General features: G+C 54.4%; 17 protein-coding genes, 4 tRNA genes and 1 pseudogene. 1 reads left to right on the top strand and 21 read right to left on the bottom strand.

From position 1 onward, the window contains the following. The 5 genes and pseudogenes from iscB to DWX75_RS09000 form a co-directional block, all read right to left on the bottom strand. A pseudogene (iscB, locus tag DWX75_RS09025) lies at positions 1-891 on the bottom strand (RNA-guided endonuclease IscB); the annotation flags it as partial. A gap of 458 nt (positions 892-1,349) precedes the next feature. Then, on the bottom strand, positions 1,350-2,762 hold the full coding sequence (locus tag DWX75_RS09015; RefSeq protein ID WP_118015994.1) for a glycoside-pentoside-hexuronide (GPH):cation symporter: 1,413 nt from the start codon (positions 2,760-2,762) through the stop codon (positions 1,350-1,352). A gap of 29 nt (positions 2,763-2,791) precedes the next feature. After that, positions 2,792-3,397, bottom strand: coding sequence for an AAA family ATPase (locus tag DWX75_RS09010; protein ID WP_118015993.1), 606 nt, complete (start codon positions 3,395-3,397; stop codon positions 2,792-2,794). 318 nt (positions 3,398-3,715) lie between these two features. After that, complete coding sequence (htpG, locus tag DWX75_RS09005; protein ID WP_118015992.1) at positions 3,716-5,674, bottom strand: molecular chaperone HtpG; 1,959 nt, start codon at positions 5,672-5,674, stop codon at positions 3,716-3,718. 259 nt (positions 5,675-5,933) lie between these two features. Next, on the bottom strand, positions 5,934-6,212 hold the full coding sequence (locus DWX75_RS09000; protein ID WP_233519550.1) for a diaminopimelate epimerase: 279 nt from the start codon (positions 6,210-6,212) through the stop codon (positions 5,934-5,936). A gap of 217 nt (positions 6,213-6,429) precedes the next feature. On the opposite strand from DWX75_RS09000, the gene DWX75_RS08995 reads away from it, so the two are divergent. Continuing rightward, positions 6,430-7,326: an AraC family transcriptional regulator gene (locus DWX75_RS08995; protein WP_233519549.1), complete on the top strand. Its 897-nt coding sequence runs from the start codon at positions 6,430-6,432 to the stop codon at positions 7,324-7,326. Here DWX75_RS08995 and DWX75_RS08990 read toward each other — a convergent pair. The 16 genes from DWX75_RS08990 to DWX75_RS12135 all read right to left on the bottom strand — a co-directional run bounded on the left by DWX75_RS08990 (position 7,281) and on the right by DWX75_RS12135 (position 21,406). Beyond that, positions 7,281-8,132 (bottom strand): Mrp/NBP35 family ATP-binding protein, encoded by an 852-nt coding sequence (locus tag DWX75_RS08990; RefSeq protein ID WP_118015990.1) that lies wholly within the window; start codon positions 8,130-8,132, stop codon positions 7,281-7,283. The genes DWX75_RS08995 and DWX75_RS08990 overlap by 46 nt on opposite strands. Before the next feature lie 125 nt (positions 8,133-8,257). Further along, entirely contained in the window at positions 8,258-12,262 is a 4,005-nt protein-coding gene (gene rpoC, locus DWX75_RS08985; RefSeq protein ID WP_118015989.1) for a DNA-directed RNA polymerase subunit beta', read from the bottom strand. Positions 12,263-12,280: 18 nt separating this feature from the next. After that, the gene (gene rpoB, locus DWX75_RS08980; protein WP_118015988.1) at positions 12,281-15,997 is read right to left on the bottom strand and encodes a DNA-directed RNA polymerase subunit beta; all 3,717 of its coding nucleotides are present in this window, start codon (positions 15,995-15,997) and stop codon (positions 12,281-12,283) included. A gap of 277 nt (positions 15,998-16,274) precedes the next feature. After that, positions 16,275-16,643 carry a 50S ribosomal protein L7/L12 gene (gene rplL / locus DWX75_RS08975; protein ID WP_118015987.1) on the bottom strand — a complete coding sequence of 123 codons (369 nt, stop codon included), beginning with the start codon at positions 16,641-16,643 and terminating at the stop codon, positions 16,275-16,277. Positions 16,644-16,794: 151 nt separating this feature from the next. Continuing rightward, positions 16,795-17,334 carry a 50S ribosomal protein L10 gene (gene rplJ / locus DWX75_RS08970; RefSeq protein ID WP_118015986.1) on the bottom strand — a complete coding sequence of 180 codons (540 nt, stop codon included), beginning with the start codon at positions 17,332-17,334 and terminating at the stop codon, positions 16,795-16,797. Between the two features lie 195 nt (positions 17,335-17,529). Further along, a complete protein-coding gene (rplA, locus tag DWX75_RS08965; RefSeq protein WP_118015985.1) occupies positions 17,530-18,210 on the bottom strand; it encodes a 50S ribosomal protein L1 in 681 nt (226 codons plus the stop codon). A 61-nt stretch (positions 18,211-18,271) separates the two neighbouring features. Beyond that, a complete protein-coding gene (gene rplK / locus DWX75_RS08960) occupies positions 18,272-18,697 on the bottom strand; it encodes a 50S ribosomal protein L11 (RefSeq protein WP_118015984.1) in 426 nt (141 codons plus the stop codon). A 42-nt stretch (positions 18,698-18,739) separates the two neighbouring features. After that, the gene (gene nusG / locus DWX75_RS08955) at positions 18,740-19,291 is read right to left on the bottom strand and encodes a transcription termination/antitermination protein NusG (RefSeq protein WP_118015983.1); all 552 of its coding nucleotides are present in this window, start codon (positions 19,289-19,291) and stop codon (positions 18,740-18,742) included. A 15-nt stretch (positions 19,292-19,306) separates the two neighbouring features. Then, a complete protein-coding gene (gene secE, locus DWX75_RS08950) occupies positions 19,307-19,486 on the bottom strand; it encodes a preprotein translocase subunit SecE (RefSeq protein WP_118015982.1) in 180 nt (59 codons plus the stop codon). 33 nt (positions 19,487-19,519) lie between these two features. Further along, complete coding sequence (gene rpmG / locus DWX75_RS08945; RefSeq protein WP_005839118.1) at positions 19,520-19,669, bottom strand: 50S ribosomal protein L33; 150 nt, start codon at positions 19,667-19,669, stop codon at positions 19,520-19,522. A 180-nt stretch (positions 19,670-19,849) separates the two neighbouring features. After that, positions 19,850-19,926, bottom strand: a tRNA-Met gene (locus tag DWX75_RS08940). Positions 19,927-19,934: 8 nt separating this feature from the next. Further along, positions 19,935-20,010 (bottom strand) — tRNA-Thr (locus DWX75_RS08935). 11 nt (positions 20,011-20,021) lie between these two features. Next, positions 20,022-20,097: transfer RNA gene (locus DWX75_RS08930), tRNA-Met, on the bottom strand. Between the two features lie 50 nt (positions 20,098-20,147). Beyond that, positions 20,148-20,223 (bottom strand) — tRNA-Met (locus tag DWX75_RS08925). Between the two features lie 128 nt (positions 20,224-20,351). Then, positions 20,352-20,834, bottom strand: coding sequence for an IS30 family transposase (locus tag DWX75_RS12140; protein ID WP_233519551.1), 483 nt, complete (start codon positions 20,832-20,834; stop codon positions 20,352-20,354). After that, the gene (locus DWX75_RS12135) at positions 20,777-21,406 is read right to left on the bottom strand and encodes a helix-turn-helix domain-containing protein (protein ID WP_199497574.1); all 630 of its coding nucleotides are present in this window, start codon (positions 21,404-21,406) and stop codon (positions 20,777-20,779) included. Before DWX75_RS12135 ends, DWX75_RS12140 begins: the two co-directional genes overlap by 58 nt. Between the last annotated feature and the right edge of the window lie 129 nt (positions 21,407-21,535).

The raw sequence follows: 21,535 nt of genomic DNA, 5'->3' as shown, positions 1-21,535 counted from the left end.
TCGACGTCAACCGATTCAGGTTCTAAATCCGCAATACAAATAGCGTCGTTGGAATGTGTCTTTATAATATTCCAGTCTTCACGCTTGTTTGCTGTGTCGCCGCCTGTGGTTAATACCAGGGGGGCACGACTCTGTAACTGTTCTCTAAACCAATGCTTGCCCTGCATGACCCGCTGGGCGTCGTCCAAGCCTTCGATATGACCTGCGGGACCAATCATCTTATAATACTTATCGGCAAACTGCACTTCTCTGCCGAATGTTCGAGCATGACATTTCGGGCAAAGCGTAATCAGATTGCTGATCGTGTCGGCCCCGCCTTTCTTTTTTGGAGTGATGTGATGTACCTCGAAGCGAGTATTTTCCTGGCCGCATTCCATGCACTTGCAGTCGTCACGGAAGATTGCCGCAATACGGAGGTTGGTGTCCAGACGGTTCGATTTCTGATACTGCCAGTGATACGGTTTATAGCCATCAGTCAGTGCCCGCATGTCAATCTTTACGTCCTCAAGCCAGTACCCATCCATGCGAATCCACTGACGTAATCGATCAATAACCCTCAGGGTTGCCTGCTTGCGTTGAATAATGGATGGCATAAGCCTCCCGCTGCGTCTTGATGAGGCACGATTGTTGAACCTTGCAGGGCGATAATGCTTATGATACCTGTGGTAACGACGATAGCCACGACGCTGCTCAAGTTTTTTCTTTACGTCCTTGCGTTGCTCAATTGTGCCCTTAAAGAGCACTTTGTTGCAGTTGGATAACCATAGGGAACCTCGACACCAGCTTTGCCTTATGCTGGCGAACCTGTCGCCAAGCATTTTGCTCGATTGTGGGGTCGAGCTGTTTCCCTTCAGCGTCCAAAACGAACGCATATTTCTTAATATCAGGCATCTCTGCCACCTTCCATTTTGGAGAACTTTCCTTCGTGCCCAAGTCATCGGAAGTTCATGTGTTTCCCTGTTGTCACCGCAAGGCATTAGCGGTGTTTCTTGGTTGGCACTCCCAGAGCAGCAGGCTGAAAGTACACCCGCAGGTGGTTTTTTAACTTTTCCCGATAACGTAGTTCATCCCGCAAACAGTTTTCACTGAACACGGTCACTTGGGCTAGAGACGGCTCGTTAAGCATGTACCCATAAGAATATTTGCCCACTTATGAGCACATTTGTCGATGTTATCGTCTACTTAACAGTTCGTCCTTAAACTTATACCTTATACCTTTTGTTTTCTCTTTTCCCGTAAGGATACATGAGAAAAGGCCGCTGTATCTTCATGGTACAACGGCCTCCTCCTCAGGTCAAATAACGGCTTTGTTTATTTGTACCCAGATGCTCGATCTGGCTGAGGCCTGATTATTTGCTCAGGTCTTCCCATTTCTCTTCAAGCTCGCGGACGATGCGCGCATGCTCTGCTTCCGTCAGCGTTACCTTTGCACGGTAGATGAAGGAAGCGATAACCATGAGGACGATCGGTGCGGCGAACATGACAATCTGGAAGTGGAACAGGGCATCCGGCTTGATATCAGCAGCGGAAGCACCGCCCGTCATGCCGACCCAGACGGCGACAAGGCCGATGATGCCGCTCGAGACAGCACCAGCGAATTTATCGACGAGCGGACGCACGCAGAGGCAGACAGCTTCATCGCGATGGCCGATCTTGAGCTGGCCATACTCGACGGAGTCCGTGATCGTCATGAGGACGACGAGGAAGACGAGCGGCTGCGGCAGAGCGAAGAGGCCTGCGCCGATGAGAGCCATCGTGACATTCGTGCCGGACATCGCATAAATCAGGAGTGCGACGAGCATGATTGCAATGGAAGCGAAGAAGAGCTTGCGGCGGCTGAACTTGGCCGTCAGAGCCGGGAACAGGGCAACGGCGATCAGGCCGATAACCGTGTTGATGACACCGAGGATCGAGAACTTCGTAGCATCACCGATGACGTAGATGAAGTAATAGAGGTTGAAGTTGTTGACGATGTTGATGCCGATACCATAGACGAGGTAAGCGATGGCCGTCCACATGAGCTGGTCGTTCTGCGTCAGGACCTTGAATACGTCTTTCGCGGAAGTCTCCGTCTTGTTCTCACGCAGTGCAGATTCCTGCTCGTGCGTGCCAAGGCCGAGGATGATGGCACCGAGCGTTGCGATACCGCCGCCGACGCAGGCGAATGCGAACCAACCAGTCGGGTCACCAGCACCGCCGTTCTGGTTCAGCGAGAAGTAGAGGACAACCGGCATGACGATGACCGTGACGAGGTTGGCGCCGAAAACGGAACCGATACGGGCGATCGTGGCCGTGATATCACGTTCGTGGGAATCAAAGGAAAGAGCCGGGATCATGGACCAGATGGCAACGTCCTTGGCGCTGTAGAAGATATCCATGATGAAGTAGACGATGGCGAAGAGAATCAGATAGAGCGTCGGATTCGTGACCGTCAGGCCGCCGAAATCCGTAAACAGCATGGCCAGTGTGATGGCTGCGACGAAGGCACCGACGATGACCCATGGCTTAAAGCGGCCCCAGCGCGTCTTCGTCTTATCGATCAGGTTGCCGATGAACGGATCGACGAAAAGTTCGAGGATACGGAGCACGAGGATGATTGTCGTGACAATGCCGATCATGTAGGCATCGTGGCTCGGATTATTGGAATGGAACAGGTTGCTTGTGACAAAGATCATGAAATAAGTGCCGATCATGGCATAGAACACGTCATGACCAAACGTGCCGCACGCATAGCAGATGCGCTGCAGTAATTTGCTATTCATTATGAATGCCTCCCTAAAAAATCAAGCCCTCAGCCTTTGATCTTGTCGATGTACGCGATGATGGCATCGGCAATCGTATCGAGCGATGCGCCCTTGCTCGTGTTGACAACGAGATCGTAATTCGCACCATCGCCCCACGTACGGCCCGTATAGTAATTGTAGTAACGGGCACGCTTCTCATTTTCGCGGTTGAGTTCCTTGAGGCTCTTGCCCTCATAGACCGTCTGACCGCGTTTCTCGCGATACTCATCATCGGCACAGACGAAGATGTCGAAATGGTTGTCGCTGTTGCGCAGGGCATAATCGGCGCAGCGGCCGAGGAAGATGCAGGAGCCATCCTGGGCGATCTTGCGAATGACAGCGGACTCGCTCATGAACATGCCCTGACTGGACTCGCCCATGTGCGTGCCGAAGGAATGGAACGGGATAAAGCTCATGGAAAGCGGCTTGACCGTATTCTCCATCTCGAGCAGTTCCTCCTCGCTGAGGTCATGGATGCCGAGCTTGGCCGCAGCCAGATGCACGAGCTGACGGTCGTAGAGCTTGATGCCCAGCTTCTCAGCCAGGATCCCTGCCAGCTCACGGCCACCCGCACCATACTGACGGCTGATCGTGATCACAAGGTTCTCTTTCATAGTGATTTCCCCCTTCAAATGTAAACGTTTTCTCACTACGGTAAAAAAACAGGTAGGCAATTTCCCCTCACGCCGTTTGAACACCTCGGCAGCGCGCCACCGATTGTCTTTTCTTTCGTAGTAGCAAACGTTTTCTTTTGCTTACAACTGTATTATACGCTATGGAATAATAAAAATCAAGATGGTTTTTGATTTTTTATTTGTTTTCATAATTGTATGTACATTTCTATAACAAATAAAAAAGAGAACATAGAGGGTAAACGTATTCCCCTATGTTCCCTTTTCTGAGAAAATCTATGAGAAAATGCTAAAAACTGCTTATTTGGCCATGAGCTTGGCGACTTTATTCGCGAAGTCGACCGGGTTCTCCGGCAGGATGCCCTCGATGAGCAGGGCCTGCGTGTAAAGAAGGTCGCAGTAATCCTTGAAATCCTGGCTGTCCTTGCCTGCCGTATGAAGCTGCTGCAGACGCTGGAAGAGCTCATGATGCGGGTTGATCTCAAGGATGCGCTTTGCTTTGAAGAGCGGATTCTTCATATCGGCAAAGGTCTGCTCCATGGCAAGCGACGGACCCGCTTCATCGGCGACAAGGCAGACGGCACTCGATTTGAGGCGTGCCGACACCTTGACATCCGCGACCTTATCGCCTAGGACTTCCTTGATGTCCTTCATGAGATCGCCGTTATCCTTCTGGATCTCCTCCGTCTCTTTCTTGACTTCCTGGCTCTCGGCATCGTCGAGATCGAGGTCGCCGCGGCTGATCGAGTGGAACGGCTTGCCCTCGTACTCGTGGATTGTCTCCAGGCAGAACTCATCGACCGGATCCAGAAGATACAGGACCTCGATGCCCTTGTCGCGCAGCGTTTCCATCTGCGGCAGATGCTCAATCGTTTCCTTATCCTTGGCCGTCGCATAGTAAATCTTCTTCTGGCTTTCCGGCATGCGTTCCACGTACTCCTTGAGCGAGACAAGCTTGCCTTCCTTGGAGCTCAGGAACAGGATGAGATCCTTGAGCTTGTCGACCGTATCCGACGAACCGCTGTAGATGCTGTTGTAGATGCCGATTTTCAAAGACTTGCCGTACTCGTTCCAGAACTTCTCGTAAGCTTCGCGGTCATTCTTGAGCTTGCGGGCCAGTGCCTTGAGAATGTTCTTCTCAAGCGCACGGCCAATCGTCCTGAGTTCGCGGCTCTGCTGCAGGAGCTCACGCGAGATATTGAGCGAGAGATCCGGCGAATCGACGAGGCCCTTCATGAAGCGCAGGTAATCCGGCAACAGGTCCTTACACTTGTCCATGATGAAGACATGGCGGCTATAGAGCTGCACGCCCGGCTCGTAATCCGTCTGATAGAGGTTGTACGGCGCATGTGCGGGGATGGCCAGGAGGGCCGTGTACTCCACGGCACCTTCGGCCTTCGTGTGGAAGACTTCCATCGGATCTTCCCACTCATGGAACTGATGCTTGAAGAATTCGTTGTACTCCTCTTTCTTGATTTCGGACTTGTTCTTCGTCCAAAGCGGCTGCATGGAGTTGAGCGTACGCGTCTCGACCTTCTTGATCTTCTCGGCTCCTTCAATCTCCTTGCCGTCCTTGTCCTTCGGCGTTTCTTCAAACGTGAAATCCATCTTGATCGGATAACGGACGTAATCGCTGTACTTCTTCACGAGGCGTTCGATCTCGTACGGATCCGTAAAGTCCTGCTCAGCTTCCTTGCCGCAGAATTCCTTCTTGAGATGCAGCGTGATGCTCGTGCCGCGTTCGACGCGCTCCGCTTCCTCGATGGTGTAGGAACCATCGGCCGAGGACTCCCACTTCCAGGCCTGTGCATCGCCGGCCTTGCGGGAAACAATCGTCACCTGGTCGGCGACCATGAAGGCCGAATAGAAACCGACGCCGAACTGGCCGATCATTTCCTTATCGGTGAGGTCCTTGTTCTCCTCTTTCGCCTTCTTGAGCTGCTCGAGGAATGCCTTAGTACCGGACTTCGCAATCGTGCCGATGTTCTCGATGAGTTCCTCGCGGTTCATGCCGATGCCGTTGTCGGCAATCGTCAGCGTATGCTGCTCGGCATCCGGCGTCAGGAAGATCTCGAAGTTCTCATCGCCTTCGAGTAGGCTGCGGTCCGTCAGGCTCTCGAAATGCGCCTTGTCGATGGCATCAGAAGCATTCGAGATGAGCTCGCGCAGGAAAATCTCATGGTTCGTGTAAATGGAATGGATCATGAGATCCAGCAGCTGCTTGGTTTCTGCCTTAAACTCGTATTTTTCTTTTCCCATGTGAATCTGCCTTTCTTATGGTAAAATTTGTTGACAAAGTCATTGTTAGCACTCACAATGTCCGAGTGCTAACGTACAGCTACTACTATACACCATAAACAACAAAAAGTCAAAGATAAAGACGAAAAAAGCCTGTCCTGGCAAAACCAGAACAGGCCCTTTCGCCTTTTTAACCCTGAAACGCATCTCTCTGTATGGTTCGCGGCAGATGCAGGCTTCGCTGCAGAGCCGCGCATTCAGGACATCCTGTCAGCGGTCTTCAGCCGGCACAGACGAGGCGCTCGGCATCAACGGCGCGCAGGCGCTCGACGAAGCCGTTCGTCAGGCGCAGCTCGTAATCTTCCTTGCTGCGGCTCAGCACGGCGTAATCGGCAGCGGTGAGTTCCTGCTGCTCGCCTTCCGGCGTGAAGGCGGCAAAGGAAGGAACTTCCTCACTGCCTGTGAAGACCAGCAAGCGGTCAGTGCCGACGCCATGACGGCGATGCATCAGCAGGCGGACAGCCGCCGCGCCCGGCAGGAATCCCTGTGTACCATCCATCACCATGTATTCCTTGTTTTCTGCTTTATAAACACGAACGACCATCATGAGGGCCACCAACCTTTCTTCTTTGCTTGCGATGGCTTTATTATAGCAGGAAGTTTTTCGCAAGAAAATCAGAAAATATGCTTTCTATATTGCAAAAAATGCTCTATGATACAAGTAAACACAGTTGAAAAGCAAAAGATATTCCCGTATGACAGGAGGATGATATATCATGGCAGCAATACCCGCCTACCCCAAGAAGGGGTATCTCAGCGGCGCCTTCCGCGTATTCCGCCTCAAGGACCGGAATCTGCGCGCGATCCCGTTCCACTATCACGACTTCCACAAGATCATCATGTTCCTCGGCGGCAGCGTCGACTACATCATAGAAGGAAAGACGTATCCCCTGCAGGAGCGCGATATTGTCTTCGTCTCGGCCGGCGAAATCCATCGGCCGGTCTTCCGGAACAGCGATACGCCGTACGAGCGCATCGTCATCTATGTTGCGCCGGATTTCCTCGCGCGCTGGTCCGCGCAGGCACACGGCGCAGATCTTGCGGCCTGCTTTGCGACGGCACGCGCTGAAGGCAGCGTCATGCATCAGCTGCCCGGCCACAGCCACGACCTGCTCTACCATATGGACAAAGTCGAAAAAACAGCCCACGGGCAAGGATTTGCCAATGGGCTGTATACCGAAATTGTCTTTATGGAATTCCTGATCCTGCTCAACCGCAGCATGGCCGAGCATGAACTGCGCACGCAGGAGGGCGTGACGTATGACCCAAAAATCCAGCAGGTCCTTCGCTACATCAGCAGCCATCTGACCGAGGAGCTCTCCGTCGAGCGCCTCTCTGAAGAGGTCTTCCTGAGCCGCTACTATCTCATGCGCAAGTTCAAGGAAGCCACAGGCTACAGCCTGCACCAGTACATCCAGAACAAACGCCTGCTGCTGGCCCGCGACCTGCTGCGCACGGATATGGCCGTCACACGCATCAGCACAGAGACCGGCTTCCATGATTACTCGACCTTCTCACGCGCCTTTCACGCGCATTTCCACTGCAGTCCGAAGGAATGGCGCAAAGCTCATGCCTCGGCGTCGTCCGGCTTGTCAGCAGCCAGGAGCTTCTGAACGGCATCCTGCATATGGGTATCGGCAATCGTCTCGATCTGGCCGGCATCGCATTCTGCTGCGAGCTGCGGCTCGATGGGAATGCGGGCGAGCACATCGAGATGGTAAGCCTTCGCGATCTCTTCAATGTGGCTGTGGCCGAAGATCTCATGGCGCTTGCCACAGTCCGGACACTCGAAATAGCTCATGTTCTCAACGAGTCCCAAGATGGGAACTTTCATGCCTTCCGCCATCTTGACGGCTTTCTCGACGATCATGGAGACGAGTTCCTGCGGGCTCGTGACGATGATGATGCCATCGAGCTTGATGGACTGCATGACCGTGAGCGGCACGTCGCCCGTTCCCGGCGGCATGTCGACAAACATGTAGTCGACATCTTCCCAGATGAAGTCGTGCCAGAACTGCTTGACGACGCCGCTGATGATCGGGCCGCGCCAGACGACGGGGTCTGTCGAATTCTCGAGCAGGAGATTCATGCTGACGATATCGATGCCGCCGGCCGTCGTCACGGGGTAAGCACCGACCTGGCTGCCACGCACCTCTCCTTTCACGCCGAACATCTTCGGGATGGATGGGCCCGTGATGTCGGCATCGAGGATGCCCGTATGCATGCCCTTGCGGCTCATGGCCACCGCCATGAGGCCCGTCACGAGCGATTTGCCGACGCCGCCCTTGCCGCTGACGACCGCGATGACGTGGCGGATGGAGCTCAGTTCATTCGGTGCTTCATGGAAGTCCTTCTTGCGCGTATCCTGGCCGCAGGTCGTGCCGCAGGAGCCGCAATCATGATTGCATGTTTCTGACATTTACAATACCTCCTAAAAACAAAGTAGCAGATACTTGATGTATTTTCGCGATAATAATGGAAAAACCCTCCCCAAAAACGGGGAAGGTTTTCTTTTTATGCGTTATGCACACCGCATTGGTGTCATCAGGCTCCCGTCTGCTCGGAAGTCTCTTCCGGCGTCTCTTCTGCCGGAGCTTCCGGAGCCGGTTTCGGGTGCGTCTCGACAACCTTGAGGTTGCGGTAACGGCTCATGCCCGTACCAGCCGGGATGAGCTTGCCGATGATGACATTCTCCTTGAGGCCGATGAGCGGATCGACCTTGCCCTTGATGGCGGCATCCGTCAGGACACGCGTCGTCTCCTGGAAGGACGCTGCTGACAGGAAGGAATCCGTAGCCAGCGATGCCTTCGTGATGCCGAGCAGGATCGGTTTTGCCACAGCCGGCTCGCCGCCTTCCTCGATGGCCTTCGTATTGGCCGACTCGAAGGAGTTGATGTCGATGTATTCGCCAGGCAGGAAATCCGTGCTGCCGGATTCCTCGATCTTGACCTTGTGGAGCATCTGGCGGACCATGACCTCGATGTGTTTATCGTTGATCTCAACACCCTGGGACTTGTATACCTTCTGTACTTCATACACGAGGTAGCGCTGCGTAGCCTGCAGGCCGCAGACGCGCAGGATGTCGTGCGGGTTCACCGAGCCTTCGGTGAGCTTGTCACCCGGCTTCAGATGCATGCCCTGCTTGACGTGCATGCGGGCACCATACGGGATGGCGTACTCACGTGCCTCGCCCTCAGCCGGACGAATCGTGACCTTGCGCATGCCCTTGCCGGAGTCCTCAACCTCAGCCACGCCCTCGATCTCAGCGATGATGGCATGATGCTTCGGCTTGCGGGCTTCGAAAAGTTCCTCGACACGCGGAAGACCCTGGGTGATATCGTCACCGGCGACACCGCCGGAATGGAAGGTACGCATCGTGAGCTGCGTGCCCGGCTCGCCGATGGACTGTGCGGCGATGATGCCGACAGCTTCGCCGATCTCGACCTCTGCCTGGTTGGCAAGGTCACGGCCGTAGCACTTGATGCAAACGCCGAACTGTGACTTACAGGTCAGGACGCTGCGGATCGATACGTGATCGCGTACTTTCTCGATGCGCTTGGCGAGTTCTTCGTCGACGCTGTCGTTGATGGAAGCAATCTTCTTACCCGTCCCCGGATCGATGATGTCTTCCGCCAGGACACGGCCGACAATGCGCTCTGCCAGCGACTCGATGATGCCGTCGCCTTCCTTGATGGCCTCGACCTCGATGCCGCGGACATTGTTGTCACGAACATGAAGCTCATGGGCCGTGCTGGAAAGGATGCGCTCGAAGTCTTCCGTCGTGATCTTCTTGCCGGCCTCGAGGATGACATTGTCTTCCTCGTCGACAACATCGTGCGTGACTTCTTTGCCGCAGGTCTCGCGGATCATGGAATCCTTGATCTTCTGGCGGGCAGCCTCATCCGGCTCGCCGAGGGAAATGACCTCGGTGACCATCGCGTTCGAAAGGGCAGCTTCCGAAGCCAGCGAGGAGCCGCGGACCATGATCTCGCGGACATTCTTCTCGCCGATCGTCGTGAGTTTCTCCTCGTCGAGGATCGTATCACGCGGGAAGAGAACTTCCTTCGTCTCCGGGTCGATGACATCGGCACCGAGCAAACGGCCCATGAGGCTGTCGTTGAGAATCTCGAGTGCATCGAAGGTCGAAGCGGCAAGGCGGGCACGAGCCTGCACGAGGTTCAGCGTCGAAACGTCGCAGTCTTCCTCGCGGACGATGACATCCTGCGCGACGTCGACGAGACGGCGCGTGAGGTAACCCGAGTCAGCCGTACGCAGTGCCGTATCGGCCAGACCCTTGCGGGCGCCATGCGAAGAAATGAAGTAATCGGATACCGACAGACCCTCACGGAAGTTCGCCGTGATTGGCAGGTCGATGATCTTACCGGACGGGTCAGCCATGAGGCCGCGCATGCCGGCCAGCTGACGCATCTGCTGTTTGTTACCACGGGCACCGGAGTCCGCCATCATGAAGATTGGATTGAAGGCATCCATGTTCTCCATCATGGCATCAGCGACGTCATCCGTGGCCTTCGACCAGAGGTCGACGACCTTGTGGTAGCGCTCGTCTTCCGTGATGAGACCACGGTCATACTGGCGCTCAATCTTGTTGACGATCTTCTGCGTATCGCCGATGATGACTTTCTTCTTCGGCGGCACGATGACATCGGAAATGGCAACCGTCATGCCGGCGATGCAGGCGTAATGGTAGCCGAGATTCTTGACGCCATCGATGACTTCTGCCGTCTTCGTGGCACCGAAGTGGTTATAGCAGTTGGCAACGAGTTTGCCAAGCTCTTTCTTGTTCATGAGAATGCCGAGACGCCACTCGCCAGTCTCCTTGTCCTGATGATAGTAACGCAGCTCCTGCGGCAGGATCTCGTTGAAGATCATGCGGCCGAGGGACGTGCGGACGAGGCCGTAGCCTTCGATACGGCACTGGATCTCAGCCTGGAGCTCGAGGTCATGCTGCTGGTAAGCAAGCAGGGCCTCGGCAATGCCCGTGACGACCTTGCCTTCGCCTTTTGCGCCCGGCTTGAGGATCGTCAGGTAGTAAGAACCGAGAACCATATCCTGCGTCGGGACGATGATCGGCTTGCCATCTTTCGGCGCGAGGATGTGGTTGGCGGCGAGCATCAGGATGCGGGCCTCCGTCTGGGCCTCAGCCGAAAGCGGCAGATGGATGGCCATCTGGTCACCATCGAAGTCGGCGTTGTAAGCCGTGCAGGCCAGCGGATGCAGCTTCAGGGCATGGCCCTCGGTGAGGACCGGCTCAAAAGCCTGGATGCCGAGGCGATGCAGCGTCGGGGCGCGGTTCAGGAGGACCGGATGCTCCTTGATGACGTCCTCGAGGACATCCCATACTTCAGGACGTGCACGCTCCACCATGCGCTTTGCGCTCTTGATGTTGTGCGCTGCGCCCGAGGAAACGAGCTTCTTCATGACGAACGGCTTGAAGAGCTCGAGGGCCATGGCCTTCGGCAGGCCGCACTGATGCAGCTTGAGCTCCGGGCCGACAACGATAACGGAACGGCCGGAATAGTCGACACGCTTGCCGAGCAGGTTCTGGCGGAAACGGCCCTGCTTGCCCTTGAGCATATCGGAAAGGGATTTCAGCGGGCGGTTGCCAGGCCCCGTGACCGGACGGCCGCGGCGGCCGTTGTCGATCAGGGCATCAACAGCTTCCTGCAGCATGCGCTTCTCGTTGCGGACGATGATGTCCGGCGCACCGAGATCGAGCAGGCGCTTGAGGCGGTTGTTGCGGTTGATGACACGGCGATAGAGGTCGTTGAGGTCGGACGTCGCAAAACGACCGCCGTCGAGCTGGACCATCGGGCGCAGCTCCGGCGGGATGACCGGCACGACGTCGAGAATCATCCACGACGGCTTGTTGCCGGACTTGCGGAATGCCTCGACCACCTCAAGGCGGCGGATGGCACGGACCTTCTTCTGACCGGAAGCCGTGCGGACTTCCTTGCGCAGGACTTCGCTCATGCGGTCGAGGTCGAGCTCCTCGAGGAGCTCCTTGATGGCCTCGGCGCCCATGCCGACGCGGAAGGTATTGCCGTATTTCTCAAGAGCTTCATGATAGTCCTTCTCAGACAGGAGGCTCTTCTTCGTGAGGTCCGTTTCGCCCGGATCAAGGACGATGTAGTAAGCGAAGTACAGGACTTTCTCGAGGGCGCGCGGGGAGATGTCGAGGATCAGGCCCATGCGGCTCGGGATGCCCTTGAAATACCAGATATGGGAAACCGGAGCGGCGAGCTCGATGTGGCCCATGCGCTCGCGGCGGACCTTGGCCCGCGTCACCTCGACGCCGCAGCGGTCGCAGATGATGCCCTTATAGCGGATGCGCTTGTACTTGCCGCAGTGACATTCCCAGTCACGAGTCGGTCCGAAGATACGCTCGCAGAACAGGCCGTCACGCTCCGGCTTGAGCGTACGGTAATTGATGGTTTCTGGCTTCTTGACTTCGCCATAGGACCACTCGCGAATCTTCTCCGGCGAGGCAAGACCGATGCGCATCGAATCAAAATTATTTACATCCAGCAAAGAGATGACACTCCCTTCTTATTCCTCATCCTTACCATCCGGCTCTACAATGGAACCGAGGCTGCCGATATCGGCAATGATGTCATCCGGCTTCTCGTCATCGGACGAAGCGCCTTCGTCATAATGGTCAACATTCTCCGGTTTTGGTTCTGCTGCACCATCTTTATTCGGGTCAACGCCTGCGACATCGAGATCGAGCTTCTTTGCCGTCTCATTGATGTTGATGTCGTCATCGTCATCATCCTGAATCATGATTTCCTTGGCATCCTCATTGAGCACCTTGATATCGAGGCCGATGGACTGAAGCTCCTTGATGAGGACCTTGAAGGATTCCGGCACACCCGGTTCCGGAATGTTCTCGCCCTTGACGATAGCTTCGTACGCCTTGACACGACCGACGACATCATCGGACTTGACCGTGAGGATTTCCTGCAGCGTGTAAGCAGCACCGTAAGCCTCGAGAGCCCAGACCTCCATTTCGCCGAAGCGCTGGCCGCCGAACTGAGCCTTACCACCGAGCGGCTGCTGGGTAACGAGGGAGTACGGGCCCGTGGAACGTGCGTGGATCTTATCATCAACGAGGTGATGCAGTTTGAGGAAGTACGTGCAGCCGACCGTTACGCGGTTCTCGAACGGTTCACCCGTGCGGCCGTCGTAAAGGACCGTCTTGCCGTCAACCGGCAGGCCTGCGGCCTTGATCGTACCGAATACTTCATCATCGCCGGCGCCGTCAAAGACTGGCGTTGCGATATGCAGGCCGGCGACATCCGGCTTCGGCATGCCGTAACGGTCCACATCGTAACCGAGATCGCGCAGACGCTGCTCAATCGTCGGATCATTCTCCTTGATCTGTTTGCCGATCTCGAGCACGGCACGGCCGAGATGCGCCTCAAGGATCTGTCCGATGTTCATGCGGGACGGGACGCCCAGCGGATTCAGTACGATATCGACCGGCGTGCCATCCGGCAGGAACGGCATGTCTTCCTGGCGCATGATGCGCGAGACGACACCCTTGTTGCCGTGACGGCCTGCCATCTTATCGCCGACGGAGATCTTGCGCTTCTGCGCGATGTAGACGCGCACGAGGCGGTTGACGCCCGGCGGCAGTTCATCGTTGTTCTCGCGGCTGAAGATCTTGACATCGACAATCTTGCCCTGCTCACCGTGCGGGACGCGCAGCGACGTATCGCGGACCTCGCGGGCCTTCTCACCGAAGATGGCGCGCAGCAGGCGCTCCTCAGCCGTCAGTTCCGTCTCGCCTTTCGGCGTGACCTTGCCGACGAGGATATCGCCAGGACGCACGTCAGCGCCGATGGAGATGATGCCTTCATCATCGAGATCCTTGAGGGCTTCTTCCGCCACATTCGGGATATCGCGCGTGATTTCCTCAGGTCCGAGCTTCGTATCGCGGGCATCGCATTCGTACTCCTCGATATGGATGGACGTGTAGATATCGCGCTTGACGAGATTCTCAGAGAGCAGCACGGCATCCTCGTAGTTGTAGCCTTCCCACGGCATGTAAGCAACGATGATGTTGTAGCCGAGGGCGAGTTCGCCGTGGTCCGTAGCCGGGCCGTCTGCGATTGGCTGCTTCTCCTCTATGCGGTCGCCCTTGAAGACGATCGGGACCTGGTTGATGCAGGTTCCCTGGTTGGAACGCAGGAACTTCTGCAGTTTATAGTGATCGAGTTCGCCCTTGTCGGTGCGGACATCGATGTGATCAGCCGTAACTTCCTCGACGACGCCGGCATGCTTGGCGAGTACCATGACGCCGGAGTCACAGGCAGCCTTGTACTCCATGCCCGTGCCGACGAGCGGAGCCTGCGTGCGCAGCAAAGGCACAGCCTGGCGCTGCATGTTCGCGCCCATCAGGGCACGGTTCGCATCATCGTTTTCGAGGAATGGGATCATGGCCGTGGCAATCGAGAAGACCTGGCGCGGGCTGACGTCCATGTAGTCGACCGTTTCGCGCGCATGCAGACCGGTTTCCTCATTGTAACGTGCCGTGACACGCTCATTGATGAACCACTCATTCTCGTCGAGCGGCTCATTGGCCTGAGCGATGACGAGTTCATCCTCTTCATCGGCCGTCAGGTAGCGGACTTCATCCGTCACGCGATGCGTCTCCTTGTCGACACGGCGGTACGGCGTCTCCATGAAACCGAACTGGTTGACACGGGCATACGTAGCCAGCGAACCGATGAGGCCGATGTTCGGACCTTCCGGGGATTCAACCGGGCACATGCGGCCGTAATGGGAGTTGTGTACGTCGCGGACCTCGAAACCGGCGCGCTCACGGGACAGACCGCCCGGGCCAAGGGCCGAGAGACGGCGCTTATGCGTGAGCTCGGACAGCGGATTGTGCTGGTCCATGAACTGCGACAGCTGGGAGGAACCGAAGAATTCCTTGACCGCAGCGACGACCGGACGAATGTTGATGAGCGCCTGCGGCGTAATGACATCGACGTCCTGGATCGTCATGCGTTCGCGCACGACACGCTCCATGCGGGAAAGGCCGATGCGGAACTGATTCTGCAGCAGTTCACCCACGGCACGGACGCGGCGGTTGCCGAGATGATCGATATCATCCGTCGTGCCGAAGCCGTCCATGAGGTTCAGCAGGTAGCTGATGGACGCAAGGATATCGTTCTTCGTGATCGTGCGGTCATGGATGTCGAGCGTCGGCGAGCAGAGCAGACGGACTTTGCCGCCGTCCTTCTTCATCAGGTACAGCGTGATGAGCTTGCCATCGCCGAAGAGCTGCTTCTCGCGCTCCACATCGACAGCATCGAGCATCTCTTCCGTCACGACTTCGCCCTGCGGAATGACGATCTCGCCCGTTTCCTGGTCGACAATCGGTTCTGCGAGGACCTTGCCGAGGATGCGGCGCTTCCAGCCGAGCTTCTTCGTCAGCTTGTAACGGCCGACCGTTGCGAGGTCGTAGCGCTTCGGGTCAAAGAACAGCGAATTGAGGAGCTGCGTAGCATTGTCCTCATTGGCCGGTTCACCCGGACGCAGGCGCTTGTAAATCTCGATGACAGCCTTGCCCTGAGACTTGACTTCTTCGCCATCGCGCTCAATCGTGTTGAGCATGCGCGGATCATCGCCAAAGAGCTCCAGGATCTTCTCGTCCGTATCAAAGCCAAGGGCACGGATGAAGTAAGTCACCGGCATCTTGCGCGTGCGGTCAATGCGGACGGACACGACATCATTCGTATCCGTCTCGAGTTCAATCCATGCGCCACGGTTCGGAATGACCGTAGCATTGTAGAGGTGCTTGCCGGTCGGATCGATCTCCTCGCCGTAATAAGCACCCGGAGAACGAACGAGCTGGCTGACGATAACACGCTCTGCACCATTGATGATAAACGTACCTGTATCTGTCATGAGCGGGAAATCTCCCATGAAGACTTCCTGCTCCTTGATTTCGCCTGTCTCGCGATTGATGAGGCGGACATTCACCCGAAGAGGTGCAGCCAGCGTCACATCACGCTCTTTGCACTCGTCGAGCTCATATTTCGGCTCGCCGAGCGAGAAGCTCTCGAAGGACAGTACCAGATTTCCGGAGAAATCCTGGATTGGCGAGATATCATGGAAGATTTCCTGCAGCCCTTTATCGAGGAACCACTTGTAGCTGTTCCGCTGGATGTCCAGCAGATGCGGCATTTCCATGACCTCTTTGATTCTGGCATAGCTATACCTGGTTCGTTTGCCCACCGGCACAGGATTAAACATTAAATCCTTCACCCCTTAGCCTGATTTACTAGAATGATCTTTGAAAGATAGAGAAACAACACAAATAGACGCGGAACCATAGAACAAGAAAAAAACAAGGTATGCTTATTTTTTTACACCTTGCTTCCGTTCCTTTCCGCTGACACATGGTTTTCCCTATTCATTTTCCTGTAGTTTAACACTATATCATAGCTTTTCTGACATGTCAACCCCAACAAGGAAAATCATAAAAAAAGAACCGCCCCAGGGGGACGGTTCCGAAACGCGTCAACTGAAATTACTTCAGCTCAACCGTAGCGCCAGCCTCTTCGAGCTTAGCCTTGAGAGCTTCAGCGTCAGTCTTGGCAATGTTCTCTTTGACCGGAGCCGGAGCGCCATCAACGAGAGCCTTGGCTTCCTTCAGGCCGAGGCCCGTAGCTTCACGGACAGCCTTGATAACGTTGATTTTCTTGTCGCCAACAGCGGAGAGAACAACCGTGAACTCGGTCTTCTCTTCAGCAGCAGCACCAGCAGCAGCGCCGGCAGCAGCAACAGCAACCGGAGCAGCAGCGCTAACGCCGAACTTCTCTTCCATAGCCTTTACGAGCTCGGACAGCTCGAGGACAGTCATGTTTTCAATGGCTTCCATGATTTCTTCTTTAGTCATTTGAATTTACCTCCAATTTTCTTGTATCTTCGTTTTGATTTTCTTCTTTTCGGGAATGTCCCGGATAACCACGGACCGAAGCCCGCGATCAAACTTGTTCAAGAGAAGCTAAGCAGCTTCTCGTCTGAGTCCCCCATTCAAAGAAACGGGATTATGCGGACTCTTTCTGTGCGCGGACAGCGTCAAGCACATAGACCGCGTTGCGAATAACACCCTGCAGAACATTGACCGTATTGGAAATCGGAGCGTTCATGCTGCCAAGCAGCTTGGCAATGAGTTCTTCGCGGGACGGCAGAGCTGCGAGAGCCTTGACCTCATCGACACCGATGACCTTGCCCTCGACAACACCGACTTTAACCGTCAGGATCTCAGCTTCTTCAAGCTTGTTCTTCTTCATGAAGCCGCAGATAACCTTGGCCGGTGCGACAGCATCCTCCGTGGAGAATGCGAAAGCCGTCGTGCCTTCGAGATGCTCGTCGATACCTTCGAGGCCAGCCTCTTTGGCAGCGATGCGCATCATCGTATTCTTTACAACATGATAGGAAACGCCTGCTTCGCGGAGTTCGCGGCGGAGTTCCGTATCCTGTGCAACCGTAAGACCTTTGTAGCTCGTAAGCACGACGCCCTTAGCGGACTCGAGCTGCTCCTTGAGCTGAGCGACAACAGCCTGTTTAGCGGAAGTAACACCCATTCTAGTTACACCTCCTGTCATTCTGGATTTTAAAACAGATCAAAAAACCTCCGGCTGTCCGCCGGAGGTCACATTTTCGAAGTTAGGTGACTCCGGCCTCGGCAGGCGACACGATCGTCGTTAGATGATGGAATATCAAACCTGCTGTCTACAGCCTTCGATATGCGATTGTGGAGACCGGAGTCTCGCTGATCCTCAGAACTGGACTGGTACGCCCGGGCCCATCGTCGCGCTCACCGTGACGGAGCGGATGTACTGGCCTTTTGCAGCAGCCGGTTTTACGCGGATCAGTGTATCAATCAGGGCCTGGAAGTTCTGCTGAAGCTTCTCAGCGTCGAACGATGCCTTGCCGATCGGGCAATGAACATTGCCGGCCTTATCGGTGCGGTATTCGACTTTACCTGCTTTAATCTCGCTGATGGCCTTCGTGAGATCCATCGTGACCGTACCCAGTTTCGGGTTCGGCATGAGGCCGCGAGGACCAAGGATCTTACCAAGACGACCAACCGTGCCCATCATATCCGGCGTAGCGACAGCGACATCGAAGTCGAGCCAGCCGCCCTGGATCTTCTGGACAATTTCATCGGAGCCGACGAAATCTGCACCTGCAGCCTCGGCTTCCTTAACCTTCTCGCCTTTGGCAAAGACGAGGACGCGCTTGGATTTGCCCGTGCCATGCGGCAGGACCATAGCGCCGCGGACCTGCTGATCAGCATACTTCGGATCAACGCCGAGACGGACGTGCAGCTCGATCGTTTCATCGAACTTCTTCGTAGCCGTCTTCTTGACGAGTTCCATTGCCTCAGCAGCCGGATAAAGCTTACCAGCCTCTACGAGCTTGGCAGCTTCCTGATATTTCTTACCAGCTTTAGACATTGTCATTCTCCTTTGTTGTGGTTATAACGGTATTGCCTCCCACAGGAGGAAGGGTCTGGGATCAGTCGACGATCTCAATACCCATGCTGCGTGCCGTACCCTCGATCATGCGGGTAGCAGCTTCGATATCGCCAGCGTTGAGATCTTTCATCTTGCTCTCAGCGATTTCCTGTGCCTTTGCACGCGGCAGTTTTGCGACCTTGTTCTTGTTCGGTTCGCCAGAAGCCTTGTCGAGGCCAGCAGCTTTCTTCAGCAGAACAGCAGCCGGCGGCGTCTTCGTGATGAACGTGAAGGATCTATCCTCAAAAACCGTAATCACGACCGGGATGATAAGACCAGCCTGCGATTTAGTTCTTTCGTTGAATTCCTTACAAAAGCCCATGATGTTGACACCGGCCTGACCGAGGGCAGGACCTACCGGAGGAGCCGGATTAGCTTTGCCAGCCATAACCTGAAGCTTTACGATTTTCGCAACTTTTTTAGCCATTGTAGTTTTCACCTCCTAAAAAGAATAACTTGTTGGTTCCGGTCAAAGCTTTTCGACCTGATCGAAACCAAGGTCAATCGGAGTCTCTTCCACGAGAACCTTGAGACGCGCTTTTTCCTCGTCAATCTCGGTAACCGTGCCCGTATAGTTCTCAAAGACACCCGTATTGATGCGAACCACATCCCCGATTGCCACATCGAGCTCGGGTTTATGTTCTTCTTCGCCCATGGATTTCAGAATACGTTTTGCCTCAGCATCAGTAAGCGGTATCGGATGTTTCTCGGAACCGACAAAACCGGTTACACCGGTGGTGTTGCGCACAACGTACCAGGAATGTTCGTCGACGATCATGTCGACCAGCACATACCCGGGGAAGACCTTCCGCGGAACGACCTTTTTCTTGCCGTCCTTGATTTCGACCTCATCCTCAACGGGTACAACCACATTGAAGATCATGTTGCCCATGTTGGCCGTATGGATGAGACGCTCAAGGTTAGCCTTGACCTTATTCTCATAACCCGAATACGTATGGATAACGTACCAGGCTCTGCCAGGATTATCCTGACGAAGATCCATCTCGTCTTTATCTGCCATGCTCTTTCACCCAGCTTACCTTAAAATGATGTGGAACAATCTCGCGAAGAATGTGTCACAGATCCAGATCAAAGCACAGACGACGGCTACGGCAATGCCAACGACACCCGTATACGTCACGACCTCTTTTCTCGTGGCCCAGGACACCTTTTTCATCTCTGCGACTACTTCGTCCAGGAACTTCTTCACAATCACTTCACATCCCCGTTCGTACCGCGAACCGCGCTCTTACTTCGTTTCCTTATGCACCGTATGCTTCTTGCAGAACTTGCAGTACTTATTGAACTCCAGACGATCCGGGTTGTTCTTCTTGTTCTTGTTGGTGCGGTAGTTGCGGCTATGGCACTCCGTGCACTCCAACGTGATATTGTTGCGCATCCTTTATTACACCCCTTACGTTGCAAAAGTTGACCTTTTCATAATGTCACTAATACAATTTATCACACTTGCAAAAGCCTGTCAACAAAATTTCCTTGACAAAACAAAATCTTTTTCCCAAGGAAGCGGACTGGTTCGTGACATAAATAAAACCCCTGCAAAGGGGTCATGGAACAAAATTGGTGGCGGCACAGAGATTTGAACTCCGGACACTGCGGGTATGAACCGCATGCTCTAGCCAACTGAGCTATGCCGCCGTATATTATGGAGCTGATAACCAGGATTGAACTGGTGACCTTATCCTTACCAAGGATACGCTCTACCGACTGAGCTATATCAGCAACTTTCCATTTGGTTGCGGGGACAGGACTTGAACCTGTGACCTTCGGGTTATGAGCCCGACGAGCTACCGACTGCTCCACCCCGCGATGATACAGATAAAATCTGTTCTCTATATGTAAATAATGGAATTATCATTTGGTTGCGGGAACAGGACTTGAACCTGTGACCTTCGGGTTATGAGCCCGACGAGCTACCGACTGCTCCATCCCGCGATATCGTCGCGCACCGGAGTAGTAACCCCGGCTGACAAGAAGTAATTATAGAGCATATTAAGCATCATGTCAACACCTTTTCTAAAAAAAAATAAAAAAGGGTGAATTGCAACTCTAAGTGTCACAAATTATTTTGCCTTTGAAACAGCATACATTTCATTGGCAGATTTCCCTGAAAACAGCTTTCTTGGATAATTGTTCATAAAATCTTCTATCGTTTGTACGAAAGCATCTGTATAATCCCCGATGTCTCTTCCCTTTGGGATAAACCGCCGAATGAGACGGTTGTTGTTTTCGTTGCTCCCTCGTTCGTATGAACAGAAGCTGTGCGCATAAAAGTAAGGTATTCCCATTCCTTCAAAGTAGTCTGCATTCATGAATTCCGAACCGTTGTCGCTCGTTATCGTTTTGAAATCCTCTTTGCTGTACGCACCGCTGCTCAGGACTTCCCCGAAGGTCCGGACCATGCTTTCCATGCTTTTGTCTGGCATCTTCCGCACGATTTTCCGGCGTGTCTTCCTCTCTGTGAGAACCAGCAGACATGCCTTGCTCTTCACTTTCCCCACCACGGTATCCATTTCCCAGTGCTCGCATTCTTCCCGTCTATCAATTTCCGGCGCTCTTTCATCAATGCTTCTTCCCCCCCCCGCTTCGCAATCCGTTTCTTCTGTGGGGCATATGCCTTCTTCCGCCGATAGTTCGGCAGATCTTCACTCTTCAACCGCAGGAAAAGACCGTGGTGGATATAATTGTACAGGGTTTTCAGGCAGAACGGTATCTTGAAACGTTTCCTCAGCTGTTCCAGTGCTGCATATGGCGAGCAGTGCTTCTCTTTTATGAGCACTTCTATCGCTTCGGCAAGTTCCCTCTCTTTGCCAATCTTCAGCGCGCCCTGCCTGGCGCGCTGTTTCGCCTCATACCGGGTCTGTGCGGCTTCTGCCGAATAGGTCTGGTACATTCTCCAGTCACTGCGCTTTAAAGTGACTTCTCCGCGCCGCAGCTCCCGATAGATTGTGCGGACACTCACCTGGATTTCAGCCGCTATATCAGCGGCTTTCCACCCTTGTCTGCGAAGCGCTTCAATTTTCCCGCGCTCGATGCCTGTAAGGTGTTTGTTTTTTGTCTTGTTCTGATATAATGGAATTGCATCAGCGATTCTCCTTTGGTTAATTTTTTGTTCCAAAACAATTATACCAAAGAATCGCTGGTGTTTTTTGCTATTCAGACTGGGAAACTTTGTGCCACTTTATTTTACAATTCATATTCTATCATCCTTTCTCCTAGTTATAGAACACGATATGAGATAGCTATC

Source organism: Mitsuokella sp. AF21-1AC, from assembly GCF_003458855.1.
Classification (GTDB): Bacteria; Bacillota; Negativicutes; order Selenomonadales; family Selenomonadaceae; genus Mitsuokella.
The sequence above is the reverse complement of the archived record's forward strand: the minus strand, read 5'-3'. Positions and strand labels throughout refer to the sequence as shown.